Below are 21,827 nucleotides of genomic sequence, written 5' to 3' on the forward strand. Positions count from 1 at the left end.
CCGACATGAGCGCCTTCCGCCGGATCGACCGCCCCTCCCCCAACCACGGCCCACGGGCCGACGGTGCACGGGTGGAACTGCTGATCCTGCATTACACCGGCATGCCCACCGCCGCCCATGCGCTGGAGCGGCTGTGCGATCCGGCGTCCCAGGTCAGCGCCCATTACACGGTGGACGAGGACGGCACCGTCTATGCCCATGTGCCGGAGGACCGGCGCGCCTGGCATGCCGGCCGGTCGAGCTGGCGCGGGGCGGAGGACGTCAACAGCCGCTCCATCGGGGTTGAGATCGTCAATCCCGGCCACGAGTTCGGCTATCGGCCCTTCCCGCCGGTGCAGATGGCCGCGGTCGCCGAGCTTTGCCTGGGCATCGTCGCCCGGCACGGCATCGCCGCCGCCGACGTGCTGGGTCACAGCGATGTGGCCCCCGCCCGCAAGGAGGATCCGGGCGAACTGTTCGATTGGCCGGGCCTCGCCGTCCGGGGACTCGGGCTCTGGCCCACGCCGTCCCGGGCAGACGACGGCCCCGCCGACACTACGGAGGTCGCCGCACTGCTGGGACGCTATGGGTACGACCCGGCGGAGCCACGGGCGCTGCTGACCTTCCAGCGCCACTTCCATCCCGACTGCCTGACCGGTATACCCGACCCCGAGACGGTGCGGCGCCTGCGCGCGCTGCTGCGGTTGACGGGACGGTAACGGTCGGCATCCGCGATTTGGGATTTGCCCCCACGGCCGCTTCCCTATATGAACGACCGCGCCAGATGGCCGGATGGCCGCCTTCGGTTTCGACCGGGGGAGGAAAGTCCGGGCTCCACGGAAACACGGTGCCGGCTAACGGCCGGCGGGGGCGACCCTAGGGAAAGTGCCACAGAAAGCAAACCGCCGGCGTTTCGACGCAGGTAAGGGTGAAAGGGTGCGGTAAGAGCGCACCGCGGACCCGGCAACGGGGACGGCACGGTAAACCCCACCGGGAGCAAGACCGAATAGGAGCGGCCCGACCACCGTCCCCGCAACGGGATGGGCGTGGGTCAAGCGCGTTTCCGCGCCGTCGCTCGGGTTGGTCGCGCGAGGCGTCCGGGCAACCGGCGTCCCAGACGAATGGCCATCGCCTGCCCCTCGGGGCGGGATACAGAACCCGGCTTACAGGCCATCTGGCACTTTCCCATCTCTTTTGCCCAGTCTGTCCCAAATCCGATCCCCCATCGGGGCGGCCGATCCCATGGCGCCCCATGGCGGCACCCGTTTGCCCTCGCCCTGCCTCTTTCGACGGGCGGGCATGGGACGGCGTGGGCGGGAGACGGACAGTCGACGGGCGATTTCCGATGTCATCCACAGGGCGGATGCGACCGCTCCTCCCCCGGCACCCCGCAGTCCGCCGGGCTTTTCCGCTGCCATCCCCAGGATGTGCACGGCCCCATCCACATTTTCCCCAGACTAATCCACAGCCGGTGGATAACTGTGGGGCCATTTCCCATGCTGTCCCATGCCGGACCGGGATTTCCCACCCAAGGTTCTATGCCGTCCGGGGGGGTCGATTCGACAGTCCGACAAACCATGCATACACAGCATTTTCTTAAAATTTTGGAACGTTCGAAGAACGTGTGTGGATAACTTTATCCACATCGCGAGAGTCCAGCGGAATACTGCGAAGATTCTGAGATTTCGTACACCAACTTGCCCGTATGCCACAGCATGACCCAAAAGTCTTGACACCCCCGTCTGAATACTCGGGGGAGCGTTGACGCCCATGCCGTCCCATGCTATCCCAAGAATGCCCATTTAAGGGGGGCTCTTACCCATTCTGGTTAACACCGGGGGCGGGAGCTGAATGGGCCAAGCGGGGCTAGCGCGGAGCACCCGACCGCGCACGGGGGATAGCAGGGGGGATCGCCGGGCCTATGGCCGTTTTCCTGTCCACATACGTCAACAAAGTTGACAGGAAAGGGCGTGTGTCCATCCCGGCACAGTTCAGGCAGTCGCTTGCCAAGACGTCGGCTCCCAGCACCGTCTATCTCTGGCCCTCGCTGAACCACCAGGCGCTGGAAGGCGCCGACCAGGACTATCTCGACGTCCTCTCCGAAAGCCTCGAATCCCCCGACCTCGATGCCGACGAGCGCGACATGATCGAGACCTTCATTTTCGGAAAGCTGATCCCCGTCTCCTCCGACGCCGAAGGCCGCATCGTCCTGCCCAAGGAGCTGGCGGAATTCGCCGGCATCACCGAAGAGGCCGCCTTCATCGGCCGCCGCAAAACCTTTCAAATCTGGGAACCCAACGCCTTGAAAGCCCACGAGGCGGCACTGCGCGAACAGGTCGTGCGCAAAGACATCTCCCTCAGCCAGATCGTCGCCAAGGCGTCCCGCGGCGCCGCCAGCCGGAGCGGGGAAGGCGTCTGATGACCACCGGCACCCGCATTCACATTCCCGTCCTGCTGGACGAGGTGATCGCCGCGCTGTCCCCGCGCGACGGCGGCCTCTATGTGGACGGCACCTTCGGCGCCGGCGGCTACAGCCGCGCCCTGCTGCAATCGGCCTCCTGCCGCGTGATCGGCATCGACCGCGACCCCGCCGCGATCGAGCGCGGCCGTGCGCTGGCCCAGGAGTTCCCCGGACGGCTGGAGGTGATCGAGGGCCGATTCGGCGATATGGACCGGCTGCTCGCCGACCATGGCGTCGGGACGGTCGACGGCGTGGCGCTCGACGTCGGCGTCTCCTCCCCCCAGATCGACGAGCCGGAGCGCGGATTCTCCTTCCGCTTCGACGGCCCGCTCGACATGCGGATGGGACGGGATGGGCCGACCGCCGCCGACGTGGTCAACACCGCCGACGAATCGGATCTGGCCGACATCGTCTACCACCTGGGCGAGGAGCGGATGGCGCGCCGCGTCGCCCGCGCCATCGTCGCCGCCCGCCGCGAGGCGCCGATCGAGCGCACGGGACGGCTGGCCGAGATCATCCGGTCGGTGGTGCCGAAAGGGAAGGGCGACGGGATCGACCCGGCCACCCGCACCTTCCAGGCGCTGCGCATCCATGTGAACGACGAGCTGGGCGAACTGCGGCGCGGCCTGTCCGCCGCCGAGTCGCTGCTGGCGCCCGGCGGGCGTCTCGCCGTCGTCTCCTTCCATTCGCTGGAGGACCGCGAGGTCAAGGCGTTCCTGCGGGAACGCTCCTCGCCGCCGCCCTCCCCGTCCCGCCACACGCCCGTGACCGCGGTCGCGGCGCATCACCCATCCTTCCGCCTGCTCTCCCGGAAACCCGTGGACCCGAGCGAGGCCGAAGCCCGTAACAATCCCCGCGCCCGGTCCGCCCGGCTGCGCGCGGCTGAACGTACCGAGGCGCCCGCGTTCCCGGCGTCCGGCAAGGAGGCAGCATGAAAGGCAAGACCTGGCTGTTCTGGGGTGGCCTGATCGCGGCCGCCGGTGGCGTGCTGTTCCAGACCAGCTACGACGTCCAGGACCTTGAGGAGAAGCTCGCCGGGCTGAACCGCAAGATCATTCTGGAACAGGAGTCGATCCAGGTCCTGAAGGCCGAGTGGAGCTACCTGAACGACCCCACCAAGCTGGAGCAGATGGCCCAGGCCTATCTGACGCTGCAGCCGACCGAGCCGCGCCAGTACCTGGCGATGGACATGATCCCGATGCGCCCGGCCGATGCGGTCCCGCCGCCGGCCCAGGCCCTGCCCGGCAAGGCCCTGCCCGGCGGCGCTCCGCTGCCGCCGATGGTCCGCGCGCCCGGCACCGGCAATTCCCAGCTGGCCGCCGCCCGCGTGCCTGCCGCCCCCAACAACAACGCCGCTGCCGGAATCGTTCCGGTCAGCGCGCCGGTTGGGCTGGCGAAGCCTCTGCCGATGGAAAAGGCGCTGGAACGCGCGCCTGTCGTCGTGCCGGCGTCCCTGCCCTCCGGCGCCGCCCTTGCCGACCCGTCCCGCGCCAACCGGATCAAGCCGGCCGCCCTGGTGCCCGGCTCCGCCCGTGCGCCTACGGAGAAGTCGGCTGCGCCGGCCGCCGCCGGCAAGCTGGCGCCCAACGCCCCGACCGCGCGCCCGACCGAACTGGCCTCCCGCCCGATCCCGGCGCCGGCGCCCGCACCTAAGGTTGCCGCCGCGGCTCCGGCCGCGCAGCAGCCCTATCAGCCCAAGCCGACCGACAGCCTCGGGCTGCTCGTTGCGCGCCTGGGGGCCAATCGATGATCGGTCACGACCACGGCGGCCCGGCCGGCTACGGCCAGCCTGGTGCCAGCACCGGCAGCACCTATGTGCCGCCGCCGGCGCCCTCGCCCTTTCCCCAGCCGGCCCCGCAGCCGTCCGCCAAACCGCGGACCTCGCTGGCGGTCGCGCTGGAGCAGAGCCGTTACCGCCTGATGGTGACGGCTGCCGTGGTCACGACCGTCTTCACCGCCATCAGCGTCAAGCTGGCGATGGCCACGCTGCTCGCGGGCGGTGGCGAGCCGCGCCAGCATGTGGCGCTCGAGGTGGGCGATACCACCACCAACCGCGCCGACATCACCGACCGCAACGGCAACCTGCTGGCGACCTCGCTGGTCACCCAGTCGCTCTATGCCGACCCCAAGCTGGTCTCGCGCCCGGAAGAGGCCGCACAGAAGCTGGTCAGCGCCCTGCCCGACCTGGATTACAAGGACGTGCTGGGCAAGCTGAGCGGCGACCGCCGCTTCGTCTGGCTGAAGCGCAACCTGACGCCGAAGCAGCAGGCCGCCGTCCACCGTCTGGGCATCCCCGGCGTCGCGTTCGAGCGGGAAGAGCGCCGCTTCTATCCGGCCGGCCCGCTGACCTCGCACATCGTCGGCTTCACCGGCATCGACAACAACGGCCTTGCCGGCATGGAGCAGGGCTTCAACAAGCGGCTGACCGAGGAGCCCGGCACGCCGCTTCAGCTGTCCATCGACCTGCGGTTGCAGCACGTCCTCAAGAAGGAGCTGGCCGCCACGGTGCAGGAATTCAGCGCCATCGGCGCCGCCGGCATCGTCTTCGACGTGCGCAACGGCGAAGTGCTGTCGATGGTCTCGCTGCCCGATTTCGACCCGCAGGACCCCACCGGCCTGAACCCCGACACGCTGTTCAACCGGGCGACGCTCGGCGTGTATGAAATGGGTTCGACTTTCAAGATTTTCAACTCTGCATTGGCCTTCGACACCGGCAAGATCCGGGTGTCGGACATGTTCGACGCCGCACACCCGGTCAAGATCGGCCGCTTCACCATCAACGACTACCACAACCTGCACCGCGCCCTGACGGTGGCGGAAGTGTTCCAGCACTCCTCCAACCTCGGTTCCGTGCGCATGGTGCAGCAGGTGGGCGTGGCGGCGCAGAAGGCCTTCATGACCAAGATGGGTTTCACCAAGCCGACCGGGCTGGAGCTGCCGGAAAGCGGCTGGCCGCTGGTGCCCAACCCGTGGCGCGAGGTCAACAGCTACACCATCTCCTTCGGCCACGGCATCTCGGTCAGCCCGATGCACACGGTGGCCGCCGCCGCGTCGGTCATCAACGGCGGCCTCTTCCACAAGCCGACGCTGCTGAAGCGCCAGCCCGACGGCGAGGTTCCGACCGAACAGGTGGTGTCGCGCCAGACCTCCGACATGATGCGGCGCATGTTCCGCTTCGTCGTCACCGAGGGCACCGGCAAGTCGGCAGAAGTGAAGGGCTATGTCGTCGGCGGAAAAACCGGCACGGCGGACAAGCAGAAGGGCAAGCATTACCAGAAGAACTCGCGTATGTCGTCGTTCCTGGGCGCCTTCCCGATGAACGATCCGCGCTACATCGTCTATGTGCTGGTCGACGAACCGCAGGCGACGGCCAAGACCTACGGCTACGCCACCGGCGGCTGGGTCGCCGCCCCGGCGGTGGGCCGCATCGTCAAGCAGATCGGCCCGCTGCTGAACGTGCCGGTGGTGGACGAGAACACGCCGGAGATCCTGAACTCCACCTACCTGAACGCCGCCGGTTCCACCAACTGGCAGCAGTCGCTGCCGCCCGTCACCGCTCCACCCCCCGCGAAGGGAAGCACCGTTGCGTCTTTCCCAACTCAGACCAAGCCGCGCTGACGCCACCCGCGGCGCTGCCGACCCCGACATCGCCGGGCTGACCGCCGACAGCCGGGCGGTCAAGCCCGGCTTTGTCTTTGCCGCCCTGCCCGGCGTGAAGGCCGATGGCCGCGCCTTCATCGCCGACGCACTCGCCAGGGGCGCCGTCGCCGTGCTGGCGCCCGAGGGCACCGAACTGCCTGCCGGCTCCACCGCCGTCCTGCTGACCGACCCGCAGCCCCGCCTCGCCTTCGCGCTCATGGCCGCCGCCTTCCATGGCGGGCGCCAGCCGGAGACGGTGGTGGCGGTGACCGGCACCAACGGCAAGACCTCCACCGTCCAGTTCGCCGCCCAGATCTGGACGCGCCTCGGCCTGCCCGCCGGCAGCCTGGGCACGCTGGGCCTGCTCGGCCCCGGCCTGCACGGCTATGGCGGAATGACGACGCCCGATCCGGTGTCGCTCCACCGCGATCTCGCCGCCGCCAAGGATGCCGGCCTCGACCATCTGGCGATGGAGGCGTCGAGCCATGGGCTGGAGCAGTTCCGGCTGGACGGGGTGGCGATCAAGGCCGCCGGCTTCACCAACCTGACGCTGGACCATCTGGACTATCACGGCACGATGGAGGCGTACCGCGACGCCAAGGCGATGCTGTTCGACCGCGTCCTGCCGCCGGGCGCCGTCGCGGTGCTGAACGCCGACTCTCCGGAATTTCAACATTTTGCCACCATTTGTAACGACCGTGGCCACCGGGTCCTGTCCTATGGTCTGGCCGGCACCGAGCTTCGGGTGACCGGGGTGGAGCCGCTGGCCCATGGCCAGCGCCTCTCCCTGTCCGTGCTCGGCCGCGACGTGACGGTGGACCTGCCGCTGGCAGGTCGGTTCCAGGCCTGGAACGTGCTCTGCGCGCTGGGGCTGGTCATCGGATCCGGCTGTGACGCCGGGCGGGCGCTGGACAGCCTTTCCTCGCTGGAAGGTGTGCCGGGCCGGTTGCAGCATGTCGCGACCCATCCCAACGGGGCGACGGTCTACGTCGATTTCGCCCACACGCCGGATGCGCTGGAAACGGTGCTTCTGGCGCTGAGGTCGCATGCCGCGCGCCATCTGGTGACGGTGTTCGGCTGCGGCGGCGACCGCGACCGCAGCAAGCGGCCGGTGATGGGGGCTCTGGCGGCCAGACTGGCCGACCGCGCCATCGTCACCGACGACAACCCGCGGACCGAGGATCCCGCCTTCGTGCGGGGTCAGGTGCTGGCCGGAGCCACCGGGGATCTGGCCGGCAGGCTGGAGGAGATCGGCGACCGGGCCGAGGCGATCCGCACCGCGGTGCGGCAGCTTCAGCCCGGCGACGTGCTGGTCATCGCCGGCAAGGGCCACGAACAGGGACAAACGATCGGCACCGAGGTGCGTCCGTTCGACGACGCGGACGAGGCCCGGAAAGCCGTAGCGGAGGTTGGAGCATGAGCGGGGACAAGACGGTCTGGACAGCGGATGATGCGGCGGTCGCCACCGGCGGGCGTCTCTCCGGCCCGTCCGCCTGGACCGCGACCGGTGTCGCCATCGACAGCCGCAAGGTGGCGGCGGGCGACCTGTTCGTCGCCATCCGCGGACCGAATTTCGACGGGCATGCCTTCATCGGCGCCGCGCTGGCCGCCGGGGCCGCGGCGGCGATGGTCGACCATCTGCCGGACGGCATCCCTGAAGGCGCGCCGCTGCTGATCGCCCCTTCCGACACGCTGGAGTCGATGGCGGCGCTGGGCGTGGTGGCGCGGGCGCGCTGTGGCGCGCGCTTCGTCGGTGTCACCGGCTCGGTCGGTAAGACCGGGACCAAGGAGACGCTGCGCCACGTCCTGTCGGCGCAAGGGGCGACCTATGCCAATGAAGGCAGCCTGAACAACCATTGGGGCGTACCGCTGTCGCTCGCCCGCCTGCCGGCCGACAGCCGCTATGGCGTGTTCGAACTGGGGATGAACCACGCGGGCGAACTCGGGCCGCTGTCGCGGCAGGTCAGGCCGCATGTCGCCATCGTCACCACCATCGAGGCGGTGCATCTGGAGTTCTTCTCCGGCGTCGAGGCCATCGCCGACGCCAAGGCCGAGATCTTCGAGGGGATGGATGCCGGCGGCATCGCCGTGCTGAACCGCGACAACGGGCAGTATGCCCGGCTGGCCGCTGCCGCCCGTCGGCAGGGCCTGACCGACATCTGGAGCTTCGGCGCCCATGAGGAGGCCGACGCCCGGCTGGTCGACTGCTCGCTGCACGCCACCTGCAGCGCGGTGACAGCAATGATCCGCGGCGAACGGGTGCAATATTGCCTGTCGCAGCCGGGCCGGCACTGGGTGATGAACAGTCTGGCGGTGTTGCTGGCGGTGAAGGCGCTGGGCGCCGATGTCGCCTCCGCCGCAAGATCGCTGTCCAGCCTGCCGCCGGTGAAGGGGCGCGGCACCCGCAAGCGCATCCAGCTGCCGCAAGGCGCCTTCACGCTGATCGACGAGAGCTACAACGCCAGCCCGGCCGCCATGGCCGCAACGCTGGAAGTGCTGGGCAAGATCGACCCCGGCGCCGGTGGCCGGCGCATTGCCGTGCTGGGCGACATGCGGGAGCTGGGCGAGCGCGCCGACGCGCTGCACATCGGGTTGGCCGAGCCGCTGCGCGCCGCGAATGTCGACGCCGTCTATGCCTGCGGGCCGCACATGAAGACGCTGTTCGACCGCCTGCCGGCGGCGATGCGCGGTGCCTGGACCGAGACCAGCGTGGAGCTGGCCCCCATCGTGACCGGGACCGTAAAGGGCGGCGACGTCATCATGGTCAAGGGGTCCCTGGGCAGTCGTACAGGTCTGATCGTCGATGCGCTCGCGGCACTCGACAGCGGGCGCGAAAGCGAGGACAAAGCCGCCTCCCGAACCACCAACCAGCCGCAGGCGACCGCGCAATCCGCGCTGGCCCCGCGAGGCTGACGGACCCAAATGCTCTACAACCTCCTCTTCGGTCTGGCCGACGTCTTTTCGCCGTTCAACCTGTTCCGGTACCTGACCTTCCGGACCGGCGGCGCCGTGATCACGTCGCTGGTCATCAGCTTCGTCTTCTTTCCGCGCCTGATCGCCTGGCTGAAGCGCAAGCAGGGCGAAGGCCAGCCCATCCGCGCCGACGGCCCGGAGAGCCATTTCAAGAAGAAGGGCACGCCCACCATGGGCGGCCTGATGATCCTGATCGCCATGACGGTCAGCACCCTGCTGTGGGCCGACCTGACCAATGCCTACATCTGGATCGTCCTGCTGGTGACCATCGGCTACGGCCTGATCGGTTTCGGCGACGATTACCTGAAGCTGACCAAGCGCAACACCAAGGGCCTGTCCGGCCGCTTCCGCCTGGGTTGGGAGATCGCCATCGGGCTGGTCGCCTCGGCACTGATCATGTGGGTGTCGGCCCCGCCGCTGTCGGGCGGCGTGGCGGTTCCCTTCGTCAAGGATTTCCTGGTCCAGCTGTCCTGGTTCTTCGTGCCCTTCGGCGCCTTCATCATGGTCGGCGCCTCCAACTCGGTGAACCTGACCGACGGGCTGGACGGGCTGGCCATCGTGCCGACGATGATCGCCGCCGGCTGCTTCGGCCTGATCTCCTACCTGTCGGGCAACGCCATCTTCGCCAACTATCTCCAGATCCACCATGTGCCGGGGTCCGGCGAGCTGGCGGTGTTCTGCGGCGCGCTGGTCGGCGCCGGTCTGGGCTTCCTGTGGTACAACGCCCCGCCGGCCATGGTCTTCATGGGCGACACCGGGTCGCTGTCGCTGGGCGGCGCGCTGGGTGCGGTCAGCGTGGTGACCAAGCATGAGATCGTGCTGGCCATCATCGGCGGCCTCTTCGTGCTGGAGACGGTGTCGGTGATCGTGCAGGTCGCCTCCTTCAAGCTGACCGGCAAGCGCGTGTTCCGCATGGCGCCGCTGCACCATCACTTCGAGAAGAAGGGCTGGGCCGAACCGACGGTGGTGATCCGCTTCTGGATCATCGCCTCGATCCTGGCGCTGGTCGGCCTGTCCACGCTGAAGCTGCGCTGAGGGGGCACCGGCGATGATCGACCTGTTCTACATGCAGGAACTGCCGGTCGCGGTGATGGGGCTGGGCAAGTCCGGCCTCGCCACCGCCCGCGCGCTCCGCGACAGCGGGGCCGAGGTGCGGGTGTGGGACGACAACCCCGCCTCCCGCGCCGCAGCGGAGGCCGAGGGCTTCGCCGTGGTCGATCTCGCCAGTGCCGACCTGTCGGACCTGACCACCATCGTCTGGTCGCCCGGCATCCCCCACACCCACCCCAAGCCGCATCCGGTGGCCGAGCGCGCCCGCGCGCTGGGGATCGAGCTGATCTGCGACATCGAGCTGCTGGGCCGGGCGGAGCGCGACTGCGCCTTCATCGGCATCACCGGCACCAACGGCAAATCGACCACCACCACCCTGATCGGCCACATCCTGGCCGCCGCCGGCCGCAAGGCCGCGGTGGGCGGCAACCTGGGCACGCCGGTGCTGACCTTCGATCCGATCGGGTCGGGCGGCACCTGCGTGCTGGAAATGTCGAGCTATCAGCTGGAGTTGACCCACTCCATCACCTTCGACATCGCGGTCCTGCTGAACATCACGCCCGACCATCTCGCCCGCCATGGCGGGATGGAGGGCTACATCGCCGCCAAGAGGCTGATCTTCCACCGCCAGACCTGGCCGCGCACCGCGGTGATCGGGGTGGACGACGAGCATTGCCGCAAAATCCACGCCGACCTCGTCGCCGCCGGCGACCAGCGCATCTGGCCGATCTCCGCCCAGGGGCCGGTGGCGGGCGGCGTCTATGCCGCCGACGGCTGGCTGGTCGACGACACCGACGGCGAGGCGGCCAAGGTCGTGGAGCTGTCCGGCCTGCCCAGCCTGCTGGGTGCCCATAACTGGCAGAACGCCGCCGCCGCCTTCGCCACCTGCAAGGCCGCCGGACTGCCGGTGCCGGCCATCGTCGCGGCGATGGCGACCTTCCCCGGCCTCGCCCACCGGCAGCAGCTGGTCGGCACGGCAAGCGGGGTGCGCTTCGTCAACGACAGCAAGGCGACCAACGCCGACGCCACCGAAAAGGCGCTGGCGACCTTCGACCCGATCTACTGGATCCTCGGCGGACAGGCCAAGGACACCGGACTGAACGGTCTGGAGGGCTATATGGGCCGCGTCCGCCACGCTTTCCTGATCGGCGAGGCGCAGGAACAATTCGCCGCATGGCTCGACGCGCACGGTGTTGCTTATACACGCTGTGGAACGCTGGATGTTGCGACTGCGAAGGCGGCCGGACTGGCCCTGGCGGAACGGCTGGAGGGCGCTTGCGTGCTGTTGTCCCCAGCTTGCGCGTCATGGGACCAGTTTGCCAGTTTCGAGAAGCGCGGCGAAGCCTTCGCGGTCTATGTCGCGAACATCGTCGCGGCGCATGAGAGCACCGGGGACGGCACCAGCGGGGGCGTTGCATGATCACCTTCGACCGTACCGACCAATCGATCTTCGGCCGCTGGTGGTGGACCGTCGACCGCTGGCAGCTGGGCGCCGTCGCCCTGCTGATGTTCCTGGGCACCGTCCTGATCACCGCGGCCAGCCCGCCGGTGGCCGAGCGCATCGGCATCCAGGACACCTTCTATTTCGTCGAACGCCACGTGATGATGCTGATCCCGGCGGTCGTCATCATGGTCGGCGTCTCCCTGCTCAGCCCGCGCGGCGTGCGGCGGGTGGCGCTGGGCGTGTTCCTGATCTCGGTGGCGCTGGTCTATGCCACGCTGGTGGTGGGCGTCGAGATCAAGGGTGCACGCCGCTGGATCCATATCCCCGGCCTGTCGATCCAGCCGTCGGAGTTCGTCAAGCCGGCCTTCGCCGTGGTCGCCGCCTGGCTGTTCTCGCTGTCGCGCACCAACCCGGGCTTCCCCGGCGCGCTGGTGTCGATGGCGCTGTACGGCATCACCATGGCCGGCCTGATCCTTCAGCCCGATCTGGGCATGACCTTCGTCGTCTCCGCCGTGTGGTTCACCCAGTTCTTCCTGGCCGGCCTGAACCTCGTGCTGGTGATGGGGCTCGGCGGGCTGGGCGTGGTCGGGCTGGTCGGCGCCTATTACACGCTGCCGCACGTCACCAGCCGCATCAACCGCTTCCTCGACCCGCATGCCGGCGACAATTATCAGGTCAACCGCTCGCTGGAGGCCTTCGCCAACGGCGGGCTGATGGGCACCGGCCCCGGCCAGGGCACGGTGAAGTTCTATCTGCCCGACAGCCATGCCGACTTCATCTTCGCGGTCGCAGGCGAAGAGCTGGGCCTTATCTTCTGCCTGGGGTTGGTGGTTCTGTTCGCCTTCGTCGTCCTGCGCGGGTTCGCTCGTGTCTTCAACGACAATAATTATTTCGTTTTGCTGGCCGCTGCCGGTCTTCTTATCCAGTTCGGTCTTCAGGCGGCGATCAACATGGGTTCGTCCTTGCATCTTATGCCGACCAAGGGCATGACCCTGCCGTTCATCTCCTACGGCGGCTCCTCGCTGCTCGCTCTCGGGTTCGGCATGGGTATGGTTCTGGCACTGACACGCAAACGCTTCGGCCCCGCGGAATGAGGAGGCCGACCGACTTGAGCACGACGGGCTCCAATGCGGGCTTCCCTGCGGGCTTCGACGCCAACGCCAACAAGGTGATCGTGCTGGCCGCCGGCGGCACCGGCGGGCACATGTTCCCGGCCGAAGCGCTGGCGCGCGAACTGCTGGCCCGTGGCCGGGCGGTGACTCTGGTCACCGACAAGCGCGGCCATGCCTTCGGCGAGAACCTGCCGGAGGTGCCGGTCCATCGCATCCGCGCCGCCTCCCCCGGCGCCGGCATCCTCGGCAAGCTGAAGGCCGCCCTGCAGATGGGCCTCGGCCTGCTGGAGGCGCGGGCGCTGATGCGCCGGCTCGATCCCGCCGCAGTCGTCGGCTTCGGCGGCTACCCGTCGGTCCCCACCGTCTATGCCGCCATCCAGTCGAAGCTGCCGGCCCTGCTGCACGAGCAGAACGCCGTGCTGGGCCGCGCCAACCGGATGCTGATCGCCGGGACCAGCCGCATCGCCGTCGCCTTCACCGACATCGAAAAGCTGGGCGAGGCGCAGCGCGCCAAGATCGTGCGCACCGGCAACCCGGTCCGTCCGGCCGTTGCCGCCCGCCGCCTGTCCCCCTACGAGGCGCCCGGCGCCGCCGGCCCCGTCCGCCTGCTGGTGATGGGCGGCAGCCAGGGCGCCCGAATCTTCTCCGAGGTGATCCCCGCGGCGCTGGCCCTGCTGCCCGAGGAGATGCGCGCCCGCATCCATCTGGCGCAGCAATGCCGCCCAGAGGATCTCGAGGCCGCCCGCGACGCGCTGGAGCCGCTGGGCCTTGCCCGGCTGGAGTTGCAGACCTTCTTCCGTGACGTGCCGGAGCGGCTGGCAGCCTGCCACCTCGCCGTCACGCGCGCCGGAGCCTCCACCATCGCCGAACTGACCTGCGTCGGCCGTCCGGCGATCCTGGTGCCCTACCCGCACGCCACCGACGACCACCAGACCGCCAACGCCCGCCATCTGGCGCAGGCCGGCGCCGCCTGGCTGGTGCCGCAGCCCTCATTCACCGCCCAGGCTTTGGCCGAGCGGCTGTCCGCCCTGCTGGCCGATCCGCAGGCGCTGGCCGCTGCGGCCCGCGCCGCCCATGGCTGGGGCACCGCCGACGCCGCCACCGCGCTGGCCGACGCCGTGCTGGCGATGCTGGACGGCGGCCCCGCCGCTCACGATCACGCCGACTCCGACCACGACCAATCCCAACACGCCCGGCGCTCATCCGCCGGTGCCAGCGCCAAGGGGGCCGCGGAATGATGAAACCCATGCGGAATCTGACCCGGCCGACGCCGCGGCCGTTGCAGGACTGGCCGGCGGACATGACTCGGACCGAGGGCGGCTGGTACAACCGTCCGGGCTGCCCGCTGGTGCCGCGCTTCCTCGCCGAAGGCGGCTTCCTGCGCGACCGCCTGTCGATGATCCACGGATCGCAGCCCCTCCCCAACGACCTGTCCGACGGGGCGGTCGACGCCACCCTTCGCCTGATGCTTCGCCGCGGAAAGTAAGCCTGACATGCGCGCCCTCCCCCTCTCGATCGGCACCATCCACTTCGTCGGCATCGGCGGCATCGGCATGAGCGGCATCGCCGAGGTGCTGCGGAACCTGGGCTACACCGTCCAGGGCTCCGACCTCGCCGAGAACGCCAACGTCAAGCGCCTGCGCGAACTGGGCATCAAGGTGTTCGTCGGCCATCGCGGCGAGAACATCGCCGGGGCCGCCGTCGTCGTCGTCTCCTCCGCCGTCAAGCGCGACAATCCGGAAGTCGTGGCCGCACGCGCCGCCCTGGTGCCGGTGGTCCGTCGCGCCGAGATGCTGGGCGAGCTGATGCGCCTGAAATGGGCCATCGCCATCGGCGGCACCCATGGCAAGACCACGACCACCTCGATGGTTGGCCATATGCTGGAGCATGCCAACCTCGACCCCACCGTCATCAACGGCGGCATCATCAACGCCTACGGTTCCAACACCCGGCTCGGCACCGGCGACTGGATGGTGGTGGAGGCGGACGAGAGCGACGGAACCTTCGTGAAGCTGCCGGCCTGCATCGCCGTCGTCACCAACATGGACCCGGAGCATCTGGACTTCTACGGCACCTTCGACAACGCGCGGGCCGCCTTCGACAGCTTCGTCCAGAACATTCCCTTCTACGGCTTCGCCGCCCTCTGCATCGACCATCCCGAGGTGCAGGCGATGATTCCCCGCGTGTCGGACCGCCGCATCGTCACCTACGGCTTCTCGCCGCAGGCCGACATCCGCGCGGTGAACGTGGAGCTGGGCCCCGACGGCGCCAAATACGATGTGCTGATCTATGACCGCCACACCGGCGAGAGCCGCGCCATCGCCGGCGTGCGCCTGCCGATGTACGGGCCGCACAACGTCCAGAACTCGCTGGCCTGCTTTGCCGTCGGCAACGAGATGGGCCTGCCCGACGTGGTGATGCGCGACAGCATGGCCAAGTTCCAGGGCGTGAAGCGCCGCTTCACCAAGACCGGCGAGACCAACGGCATCACCGTCATCGACGATTACGGCCACCATCCGGTGGAGATCGCCGCGGTGCTGAAGGCGGCGCGTACCGCCGGCACCGGCCGCACCATCGCCGTCGTCCAGCCGCACCGCTATTCCCGCCTCGCCGCCCTGTTCGAAGAGTTCTGCACCTGCTTCAACGACGCCGACGCCGTGATCGTCGCCGACGTCTATGCCGCCGGCGAGGCGCCGATCGAGGGTGTCAGCCGCGACAGCCTGGTCGAGGGTCTGCGCATGCATGGCCACCGCCATGTCGTCGCCCTGCACGGCCAGCAGGAACTGGCGCAGGTGGTGCGCGAGATGGCCAAGCCCGGCGACTTCGTCGTCTGCCTGGGCGCCGGCAACATCACGCAGTGGGCGAACGCCCTGCCGGGTGAGCTGGCCTCCCTCTACGGCGCGACGCGATGACGGCAGCGCCCGGCATGACCGCCTCTGAAGGCCACCTGATCGAGCGGATGCCCGTCGTGCGCGGCCGGCTGACCGCCGACGCCCCGCTGGCGCCGGTGACGTGGTTCCGCGTCGGCGGGCCGGCGGAGGTAATGTTCCGCCCGGCCAATGCCGACGACCTCGCCGACTTCCTGGCCGCCCTGCCGGCCGAGGTGCCGGTAACGGTGATCGGGGTGGCCTCCAACCTGCTGGTTCGGGACGGCGGCGTGCCCGGCGTCACCATCCGGCTTGGCCGCGGTTTCACCGACATTGCGGCGGACGGGATGACCGTGACCGCCGGGGCGGCGGCGCTCGACCTGAATGTCGCCATGGTCGCCCGCGACGCCGGCATCGCCGGGCTGGAGTTCCTGTCCGGCATTCCCGGCACCATCGGCGGCGCTCTGCGCATGAACGGCGGCGCCTATGGCCGTGAGCTGGCCGACGTGCTGGTCTCCGCCACTGCCGTGGCGCGCGACGGCCGGCGACTGGAGTTCAGCCATGCCGGCATGGGCTTCACCTACCGCCACAGCACGGCGCCGGAGGGTTGCATCTTCACCGGTGCGGTCCTGCGAGGCGAGCCCGGCAACCCGCTGGAGATCGCGCGACGCATGGCCGAGATCTCCGACAAGCGCGCCGACAGCCAGCCGGTCCGCTCCCGCACCGGCGGCTCGACCTTCAAGAACCCGGAAGGTCACAAGGCCTGGGAGCTGATCGACAAGGCCGGCTGCCGCGGCCTGTCCATCGGCGACGCCCAGGTGTCGGAAAAGCACTGCAACTTCCTGATCAACAACGGCACGGCCACCGCCGCCCAGCTGGAAGCGCTGGGCGAGGAGGTCCGCCGCCGCGTGTTCGAGACCAGCGGCGTCACGCTGGACTGGGAAATCAAGCGCATCGGCGTTCCTGCCGAAGGAAGCACCGCCCCATGACCGAAGCCCTTCTCCACGCCCACAAGAAGCATGTCGCCGTCCTGATGGGCGGCTGGTCGGCCGAGCGCGAGGTGTCGCTGGTCAGCGGGGCCGGCGTCGCCAAGGCGCTGGAGGAGGAAGGCTACCGCGTCACCGCCATCGACGTGCAGCGCGACCTGGGCGGGCTGATGCACGCCCTGTCCACCCCGCGGCCCGACGTAGTGTTCAACGCCCTGCACGGCCGCGGTGGCGAGGACGGGACGATCCAGGGCGTGCTGGAGTTCCTGGGCCTGCCCTACACCCATTCGGGCGTCCAGGCCGCCGCCATCTCCATGGACAAGGCGATGACCAAGCGCGTGCTGGACACCGTCGGCGTCCGCTCGCCCAAGGGCATGGTGCTGTCGCGTGGGGAGATCACCGGCGGCAGCCACCCCATGCCTGCGCCCTATATCGTCAAGCCTGTGGACGAAGGCTCGACCGTTGGCGTAACCCTGGTCCGCGAGGGGCAGAACAGCCCGGTCGGCGACGCGTGGACCTTTGGCGAGCGTGCGCTGATCGAGGAGTTCATCCCCGGTCGCGAGCTGACCGTGGGTGTCATGGGTGACCGCGCTTTGGCGGTGACCGAGATCGTCTTCCAGGCTCAGCTCTACGACTACACCGCGAAATACAGCGCCGGACACGCCGTTCACACCGTCCCCGCCGCGATCCCCGAGGTCGTCGCGGATGAGGCGAAGCGGCTGGCGGTGCTGGCGCACAACACCCTGGGCTGCCGGGGCGTGTCGCGCAGCGACTTCCGCTGGGATGACAGCCGGCCGGGAACGGACGGTCTGTATTTCCTGGAGATCAACAACCAGCCGGGCATGACGCCCCTGTCGCTGGTGCCCGAACAGGCCGCGCATGTGGGGATCACCTACGGCGCGCTGGTCGGCTGGCTCGTGGAGAACGCCGCATGTCAGCTCGCCTGATGGCCGACCCGGACTTCCGCGCCGCCGCCGGCGCGCGTGCCCGGGACGAGATGCCGACCCCGCCGCGCGCCATGGCCGCGTCGGCGGAAAAAGGCAAGCGCCGCCGCGCCTGGCCGCGCTGGACCCGCTCCGCCGTGAAGGCGGCGCTGCTGCTGGTGCCGGTACTGGGACTGGCCGGTGCCGCCGGCTCCACCTGGAAGCGCGGCAATCTGGCCGAGACGATGGAGGCGGCGCAGGAAAGCGTCATCCGCCTGACCGGCGACATGGGCTTTCGCCTGTCCGAAATCCTGGTGGTCGGCCGCAGCGAGACCGAGCGCGACGTCGTGCTCGACGCGCTGGGCGTGCGCCGTGGCGAGCCGATCCTGTCCATCGACCTTGCCGATGCCAAGCAGCGGCTGGAGGAGCTGCCCTGGGTGTCGTCCGCCTCCATCGAGCGGCGTCTACCCGGTTTCCTCTACATCCGCCTGTCCGAGCGCCAGCCGATGGCGATCTGGCAGCATGACCGCCAGTTCACCGTCATCGATCGCGCCGGCCGTCCGCTGGCCGACGCGGCGGAGCTGGCGCGCCGCGGCAACCAGCGGATCGAGACTCTGCCGCAGGTGATCGGCGCCAACGCGCCTCAGCAGGTCCACACCCTGCTGTCGGCGCTGGACGGCGCGCCGACCATCGCGCCGATGCTGTCGTCCGCCAGCTGGATCAGCGACCGCCGCTGGAATCTGCAGCTGAGCAACGGTGTGACGGTGAAGCTGCCGGAAGGCAATGGCGAGATGCGCCGCGCGCTGCGCCAGCTGGAGCAGATGCACACGGCCAGCCATGTGCTGGACCGCGACATCGTCGCCATCGACCTGCGCCTGCCCGACAAGGCCGCGATCCAGACCTCCGCCACCGCCCAGCTTCCGGGCTGGGAGGACGACACGAAGAAGAAGAACGGCAAGAAATCTTAGCCCCGGTGACGACAGGCGCTTGTGGGGAAGCGCCCGTCGCCGGCGGACAGGAGTCGAGGGAAAGTCTTGGGGGGCATGTTCGGGATGGGATTCAACGGTGCCAAGAAGCCGAAGCGGCCGGCCCGTGGCGGGATCGTCACGGCGCTGGACGTCGGCTCGACGAAGGTGTGCTGCGTCATCGCGCGGATGGAGGAGCCCGGCTCCCTCCGCGTGATCGGCGTCGGCCACCAGATCGCCACGGGCATCCGCGCCGGAACCATCATCGACATGGAGGCGGCGGAGACCTCGATCGGCGCCGCCGTGCATGCCGCGGAACAGATGGCCGGCGAGACGGTGCATGACGTCGTCGTCAACCTGTCGATGGGCCACCCCCGCTCCCATGCCTTCACCGCCACCGTCCCGGTCTCCGGCCAGGAGGTGACGGAGGGCGACATCCGGCGCGCCATGGCCCATGCCCGCACCTTGCAGGCCGGCCCCGATCAGGCGCTGATCCACACCATCCCGCTTGGCTTCACCCTGGACGGCAGCCGCGGCATCCGCGATCCCAAGGGGATGAGCGGCCACACGCTGGGCGCCCAGCTGCACGTCGTCACCGCCGCGGCCGGCGCCATCCGCACGCTGCACGCCTGCATCGCCCGCTGCCACCTGAACATCGAGTCCATCGTCGTCAGCCCCTTCGCCTCCGGCCTCGCCTGTCTGGTCGAGGACGAGATGGAGATGGGGGCGGCCTGCGTCGACATCGGCGGCGGCGGCACCACCATCTCGATCTTCGCCGAGGGCAATCTGGTGTGGACCGGCTTCGTCCCCCTGGGCGGCCGGCACGTCACCAACGACATCGCCCACGGGCTGGCGACTCCGCTGGTCCATGCCGAGCGGCTGAAGGTGCTCTACGGCAGCGCCCGGGTGAACCCGGCCGACGAGCGCGAGATGATCGAGGTGCCGCAGATCGGCGAGGACGAGCGCAGCGGCAGCGGCACCGCCAGCCACCCGCGCTCCTTCCTGGTCAGCATCATCCAGGCGCGGATGGAAGAGATCTTCGAAGAGGTGCGCAGCGCCATCGAGCAGTCCGGCCATTCCCAGCTGGTCGGCCGGCGCGTCGTCCTGACCGGCGGCGCCAGCCAGCTGCCCAACACGCGCGAGATGGCCGCCCCCATCCTCGACAAGCAGGTCCGCATCGCCCGCCCCACCCGGATCGCCGGCCTCAACGAGGCGCATGGCGGACCGGCCTTCTCGACGGTGGCGGGCCTTCTCCTACATGCCGTCCGCAACCCGACGGAGCTGATGGTGACCGGCCAAGAGGCGGTCGCGTCCACCGGGCTCCTCGGCCGCGTCGGCCTGTGGCTGCGGGAGAATCTGTAATGATCCTTTCCGCAGCCGCCATTCACCGATTCCCGAACGGACAGACACCGGACACAACCGGGCGCCGGTCGCGGCATATCAAACATCAAACCCAACGAAAACAGGTTGTGGAGGCCTGAATAGAATGATCAACGTGACCATCCCCCAGATCGAGCCCGAACTGAAGCCGCGCATCACCGTGTTCGGCGTCGGCGGGGCCGGCGGCAACGCCGTCAACAACATGATCAAGTCGAACCTGGAAGGCGTGGACTTCGTCGTCGGCAACACCGACGCGCAGGCGCTGAAGGGTTCCTTGTGCGAGAAGCGCATCCAGCTGGGCACCGGCACCACCCGTGGCCTGGGCGCCGGCTCCAAGCCGGACGTCGGCCGTGCCTCGGCCGAGGAGCAGATCGACGAGATCGTCCAGTATCTCGAAGGCTCCAACATGGTCTTCATCACCGCCGGCATGGGCGGTGGCACCGGCACCGGTGCGGCCCCGGTCATCGCGCGCGCGGCCCGCGAGCGCGGCATCCTGACCGTCGGCGTCGTCACCAAGCCCTTCCATTTCGAGGGCGGTCACCGCATGCGGCTGGCGGAAGGCGGCATCGCCGAGCTGCAGCAGTATGTCGACACCCTCATCATCATCCCGAACCAGAACCTGTTCCGCATCGCCAACGAAAAGACGACCTTCGCGGACGCCTTCAAGATGGCCGACGACGTTCTGCATTCGGGCGTGCGCGGCGTCACCGACCTGATGGTGATGCCCGGCCTGATCAACCTGGATTTCGCCGACATCCGGTCCGTGATGACCGAGATGGGCAAGGCGATGATGGGCACCGGCGAGGCCGGCGGCGAACGCCGCGCCATCGAGGCCGCCGAGGCCGCCATCTCCAACCCACTGCTGGACGACGTGTCGATGAAGGGTGCCCGCGGCGTCCTCATCAACATCACCGGCGGCTACGACATGACCCTGTTCGAGGTCGACGAGGCGGCCAACCGCGTCCGTGACGAGGTCGATCCCGACGCCAACATCATCTTCGGCTCGACCTTCGACAGCTCGCTGGACGGCGTAATGCGCGTGTCGGTCGTCGCCACCGGCATCGACGCCGCAGCGATGAGCAACCCGCGCACCCTGCACCCGGTCAACCTGTCGCTGGTCGGCGACCGTGCCAAGAAGCCGGCCGCTCCCGGCAACCTGACCGGCGCCCCGGCTCCGGCCGCCGCCCAGGGCTCGGCCATTCCCAGCGCCGCCGCCGGCCTGCGCACGCCGCAGCCGGTCACCGCCGGTGCCGCCGCCATCCAGCACGACCCGGCCCAGCAGCAGCCGGCCCAGCAGTATGGCCAGCAGCCTGTCGAGGCGCCGAAGCCGGCCGCCGGTCCGCTGCATGGCGAGAACCAGGGCGGCCACTTCTTCGCGCCGAAGCCGGCCGACGCCGGTCCGCGCCAGCCGGTGACCGTCGGCGCCGCGCCGCTGTCGACCCCGCAGCAGCCGGCCCACCAGCAGCACGCCCCGCAGGCGCCGCAGATGCAGGGCCACCAGCAGCCGCAGCACCAGCCGCAGCAGCCGGCCCCGATGGCGCCGCAGCATCACCACGCCGCCCCGCAGGGCCATCAGCAGCATCCGGGCGGCCTGTCCGTCGGTCCGGCCCCGGCGCCCGCGCCGGAACCGGCGCCGGCCCGCAAGGGCAACTTCCTGTTCGGTCTGGTGACCGGCCTGGGCCGCAAGTCCGAACCGGCGCCGCAACCGGTGCAGCAGCAGCCCGCGCCGCAGGTCTATCAGCCGCAGCCGGCCCCGCAGCAGTACCAGCCGGCCCCCCAGGGCTATCCGCAGCAGCAGCCCGCCTACCCGCAGCAGCAGCCGCAGGCTCCCCACCAGGGCTACCCGGCGGGCCAGCAGTATCCGGCGCCGCAGCAGCAGCCGGTCTATCCGCCGCAGCAGTCCGCTCCGCAGCATGCCCAAGCGTACCCCACCGCTCCGCAGGCGCAGGCTCCGGCCCCGCGGGCCGATGGCAAGCCGGGCGAGCAGGAGGAGTTGGACATTCCGGCCTTCCTGCGCCGTCAGGCCAACTGAGCGGCGGGAACGTCCG

Annotated in this window: 18 protein-coding genes and 1 other RNA gene; all 19 read left to right on the forward strand. The window is 69.4% G+C overall.

Features of this window, described 5'->3' with window-relative positions:
• The first annotated feature begins 5 nt into the window (after positions 1-5).
• The 19 genes from VH569_RS00265 to ftsZ all read left to right on the forward strand — a co-directional run bounded on the left by VH569_RS00265 (position 6) and on the right by ftsZ (position 21,811).
• Complete coding sequence (locus tag VH569_RS00265; RefSeq protein WP_423313097.1) at positions 6-698, forward strand: N-acetylmuramoyl-L-alanine amidase; 693 nt, start codon at positions 6-8, stop codon at positions 696-698.
• A gap of 61 nt (positions 699-759) precedes the next feature.
• Positions 760-1,161, forward strand: an RNA gene (gene rnpB, locus VH569_RS00270) — RNase P RNA component class A.
• Between the two features lie 790 nt (positions 1,162-1,951).
• Positions 1,952-2,398, forward strand: coding sequence for a division/cell wall cluster transcriptional repressor MraZ (locus VH569_RS00275; protein ID WP_247880098.1), 447 nt, complete (start codon positions 1,952-1,954; stop codon positions 2,396-2,398).
• Positions 2,398-3,375, forward strand: a complete 978-nt coding sequence (gene rsmH, locus VH569_RS00280; RefSeq protein WP_423313099.1) for a 16S rRNA (cytosine(1402)-N(4))-methyltransferase RsmH — start codon at positions 2,398-2,400, stop codon at positions 3,373-3,375. Before VH569_RS00275 ends, rsmH begins: the two co-directional genes overlap by 1 nt.
• The gene (gene ftsL, locus VH569_RS00285; RefSeq protein ID WP_423313101.1) at positions 3,372-4,190 is read left to right on the forward strand and encodes a cell division protein FtsL; all 819 of its coding nucleotides are present in this window, start codon (positions 3,372-3,374) and stop codon (positions 4,188-4,190) included. The genes rsmH and ftsL overlap by 4 nt, the downstream gene beginning before the upstream one ends.
• Positions 4,187-6,058 (forward strand): peptidoglycan D,D-transpeptidase FtsI family protein, encoded by a 1,872-nt coding sequence (locus tag VH569_RS00290; protein WP_423313103.1) that lies wholly within the window; start codon positions 4,187-4,189, stop codon positions 6,056-6,058. The genes ftsL and VH569_RS00290 overlap by 4 nt, the downstream gene beginning before the upstream one ends.
• Positions 6,024-7,499, forward strand: a complete 1,476-nt coding sequence (locus VH569_RS00295) for a UDP-N-acetylmuramoyl-L-alanyl-D-glutamate--2,6-diaminopimelate ligase (protein WP_423313105.1) — start codon at positions 6,024-6,026, stop codon at positions 7,497-7,499. The genes VH569_RS00290 and VH569_RS00295 overlap by 35 nt, the downstream gene beginning before the upstream one ends.
• A complete protein-coding gene (locus tag VH569_RS00300; RefSeq protein ID WP_423313107.1) occupies positions 7,496-8,992 on the forward strand; it encodes a UDP-N-acetylmuramoylalanyl-D-glutamyl-2,6-diaminopimelate--D-alanyl-D-alanine ligase in 1,497 nt (498 codons plus the stop codon). The genes VH569_RS00295 and VH569_RS00300 overlap by 4 nt, the downstream gene beginning before the upstream one ends.
• 9 nt (positions 8,993-9,001) lie before the next feature.
• Positions 9,002-10,087, forward strand: coding sequence for a phospho-N-acetylmuramoyl-pentapeptide-transferase (gene mraY, locus VH569_RS00305; protein ID WP_098739423.1), 1,086 nt, complete (start codon positions 9,002-9,004; stop codon positions 10,085-10,087).
• 13 nt (positions 10,088-10,100) lie between these two features.
• Positions 10,101-11,522: a UDP-N-acetylmuramoyl-L-alanine--D-glutamate ligase gene (murD, locus tag VH569_RS00310; RefSeq protein WP_423313109.1), complete on the forward strand. Its 1,422-nt coding sequence runs from the start codon at positions 10,101-10,103 to the stop codon at positions 11,520-11,522.
• Positions 11,519-12,640, forward strand: a complete 1,122-nt coding sequence (locus VH569_RS00315; protein WP_423313111.1) for an FtsW/RodA/SpoVE family cell cycle protein — start codon at positions 11,519-11,521, stop codon at positions 12,638-12,640. The genes murD and VH569_RS00315 overlap by 4 nt, the downstream gene beginning before the upstream one ends.
• A complete protein-coding gene (gene murG / locus VH569_RS00320) occupies positions 12,637-13,896 on the forward strand; it encodes an undecaprenyldiphospho-muramoylpentapeptide beta-N-acetylglucosaminyltransferase (RefSeq protein ID WP_423313113.1) in 1,260 nt (419 codons plus the stop codon). Before VH569_RS00315 ends, murG begins: the two co-directional genes overlap by 4 nt.
• 8 nt (positions 13,897-13,904) lie before the next feature.
• Positions 13,905-14,144, forward strand: coding sequence for a hypothetical protein (locus tag VH569_RS00325; RefSeq protein WP_244592762.1), 240 nt, complete (start codon positions 13,905-13,907; stop codon positions 14,142-14,144).
• Positions 14,145-14,151: 7 nt separating this feature from the next.
• Positions 14,152-15,570 (forward strand): UDP-N-acetylmuramate--L-alanine ligase, encoded by a 1,419-nt coding sequence (gene murC / locus VH569_RS00330; protein WP_174470220.1) that lies wholly within the window; start codon positions 14,152-14,154, stop codon positions 15,568-15,570.
• Positions 15,571-15,584: 14 nt separating this feature from the next.
• Positions 15,585-16,514, forward strand: coding sequence for a UDP-N-acetylmuramate dehydrogenase (gene murB / locus VH569_RS00335; protein WP_423313116.1), 930 nt, complete (start codon positions 15,585-15,587; stop codon positions 16,512-16,514).
• Complete coding sequence (locus VH569_RS00340) at positions 16,511-17,458, forward strand: D-alanine--D-alanine ligase (RefSeq protein ID WP_423313118.1); 948 nt, start codon at positions 16,511-16,513, stop codon at positions 17,456-17,458. Before murB ends, VH569_RS00340 begins: the two co-directional genes overlap by 4 nt.
• Complete coding sequence (locus tag VH569_RS00345) at positions 17,443-18,402, forward strand: cell division protein FtsQ/DivIB (protein WP_377808984.1); 960 nt, start codon at positions 17,443-17,445, stop codon at positions 18,400-18,402. Before VH569_RS00340 ends, VH569_RS00345 begins: the two co-directional genes overlap by 16 nt.
• Before the next feature lie 84 nt (positions 18,403-18,486).
• Entirely contained in the window at positions 18,487-19,761 is a 1,275-nt protein-coding gene (gene ftsA / locus VH569_RS00350) for a cell division protein FtsA (protein ID WP_098741034.1), read from the forward strand.
• 124 nt (positions 19,762-19,885) lie between these two features.
• Positions 19,886-21,811, forward strand: coding sequence for a cell division protein FtsZ (ftsZ, locus tag VH569_RS00355; protein ID WP_423313120.1), 1,926 nt, complete (start codon positions 19,886-19,888; stop codon positions 21,809-21,811).
• Positions 21,812-21,827: the final 16 nt, after the last annotated feature.

The organism is Azospirillum sp. 11R-A, assembly GCF_049472615.1.
GTDB lineage: Bacteria > Pseudomonadota > Alphaproteobacteria > Azospirillales > Azospirillaceae > Azospirillum > Azospirillum palustre.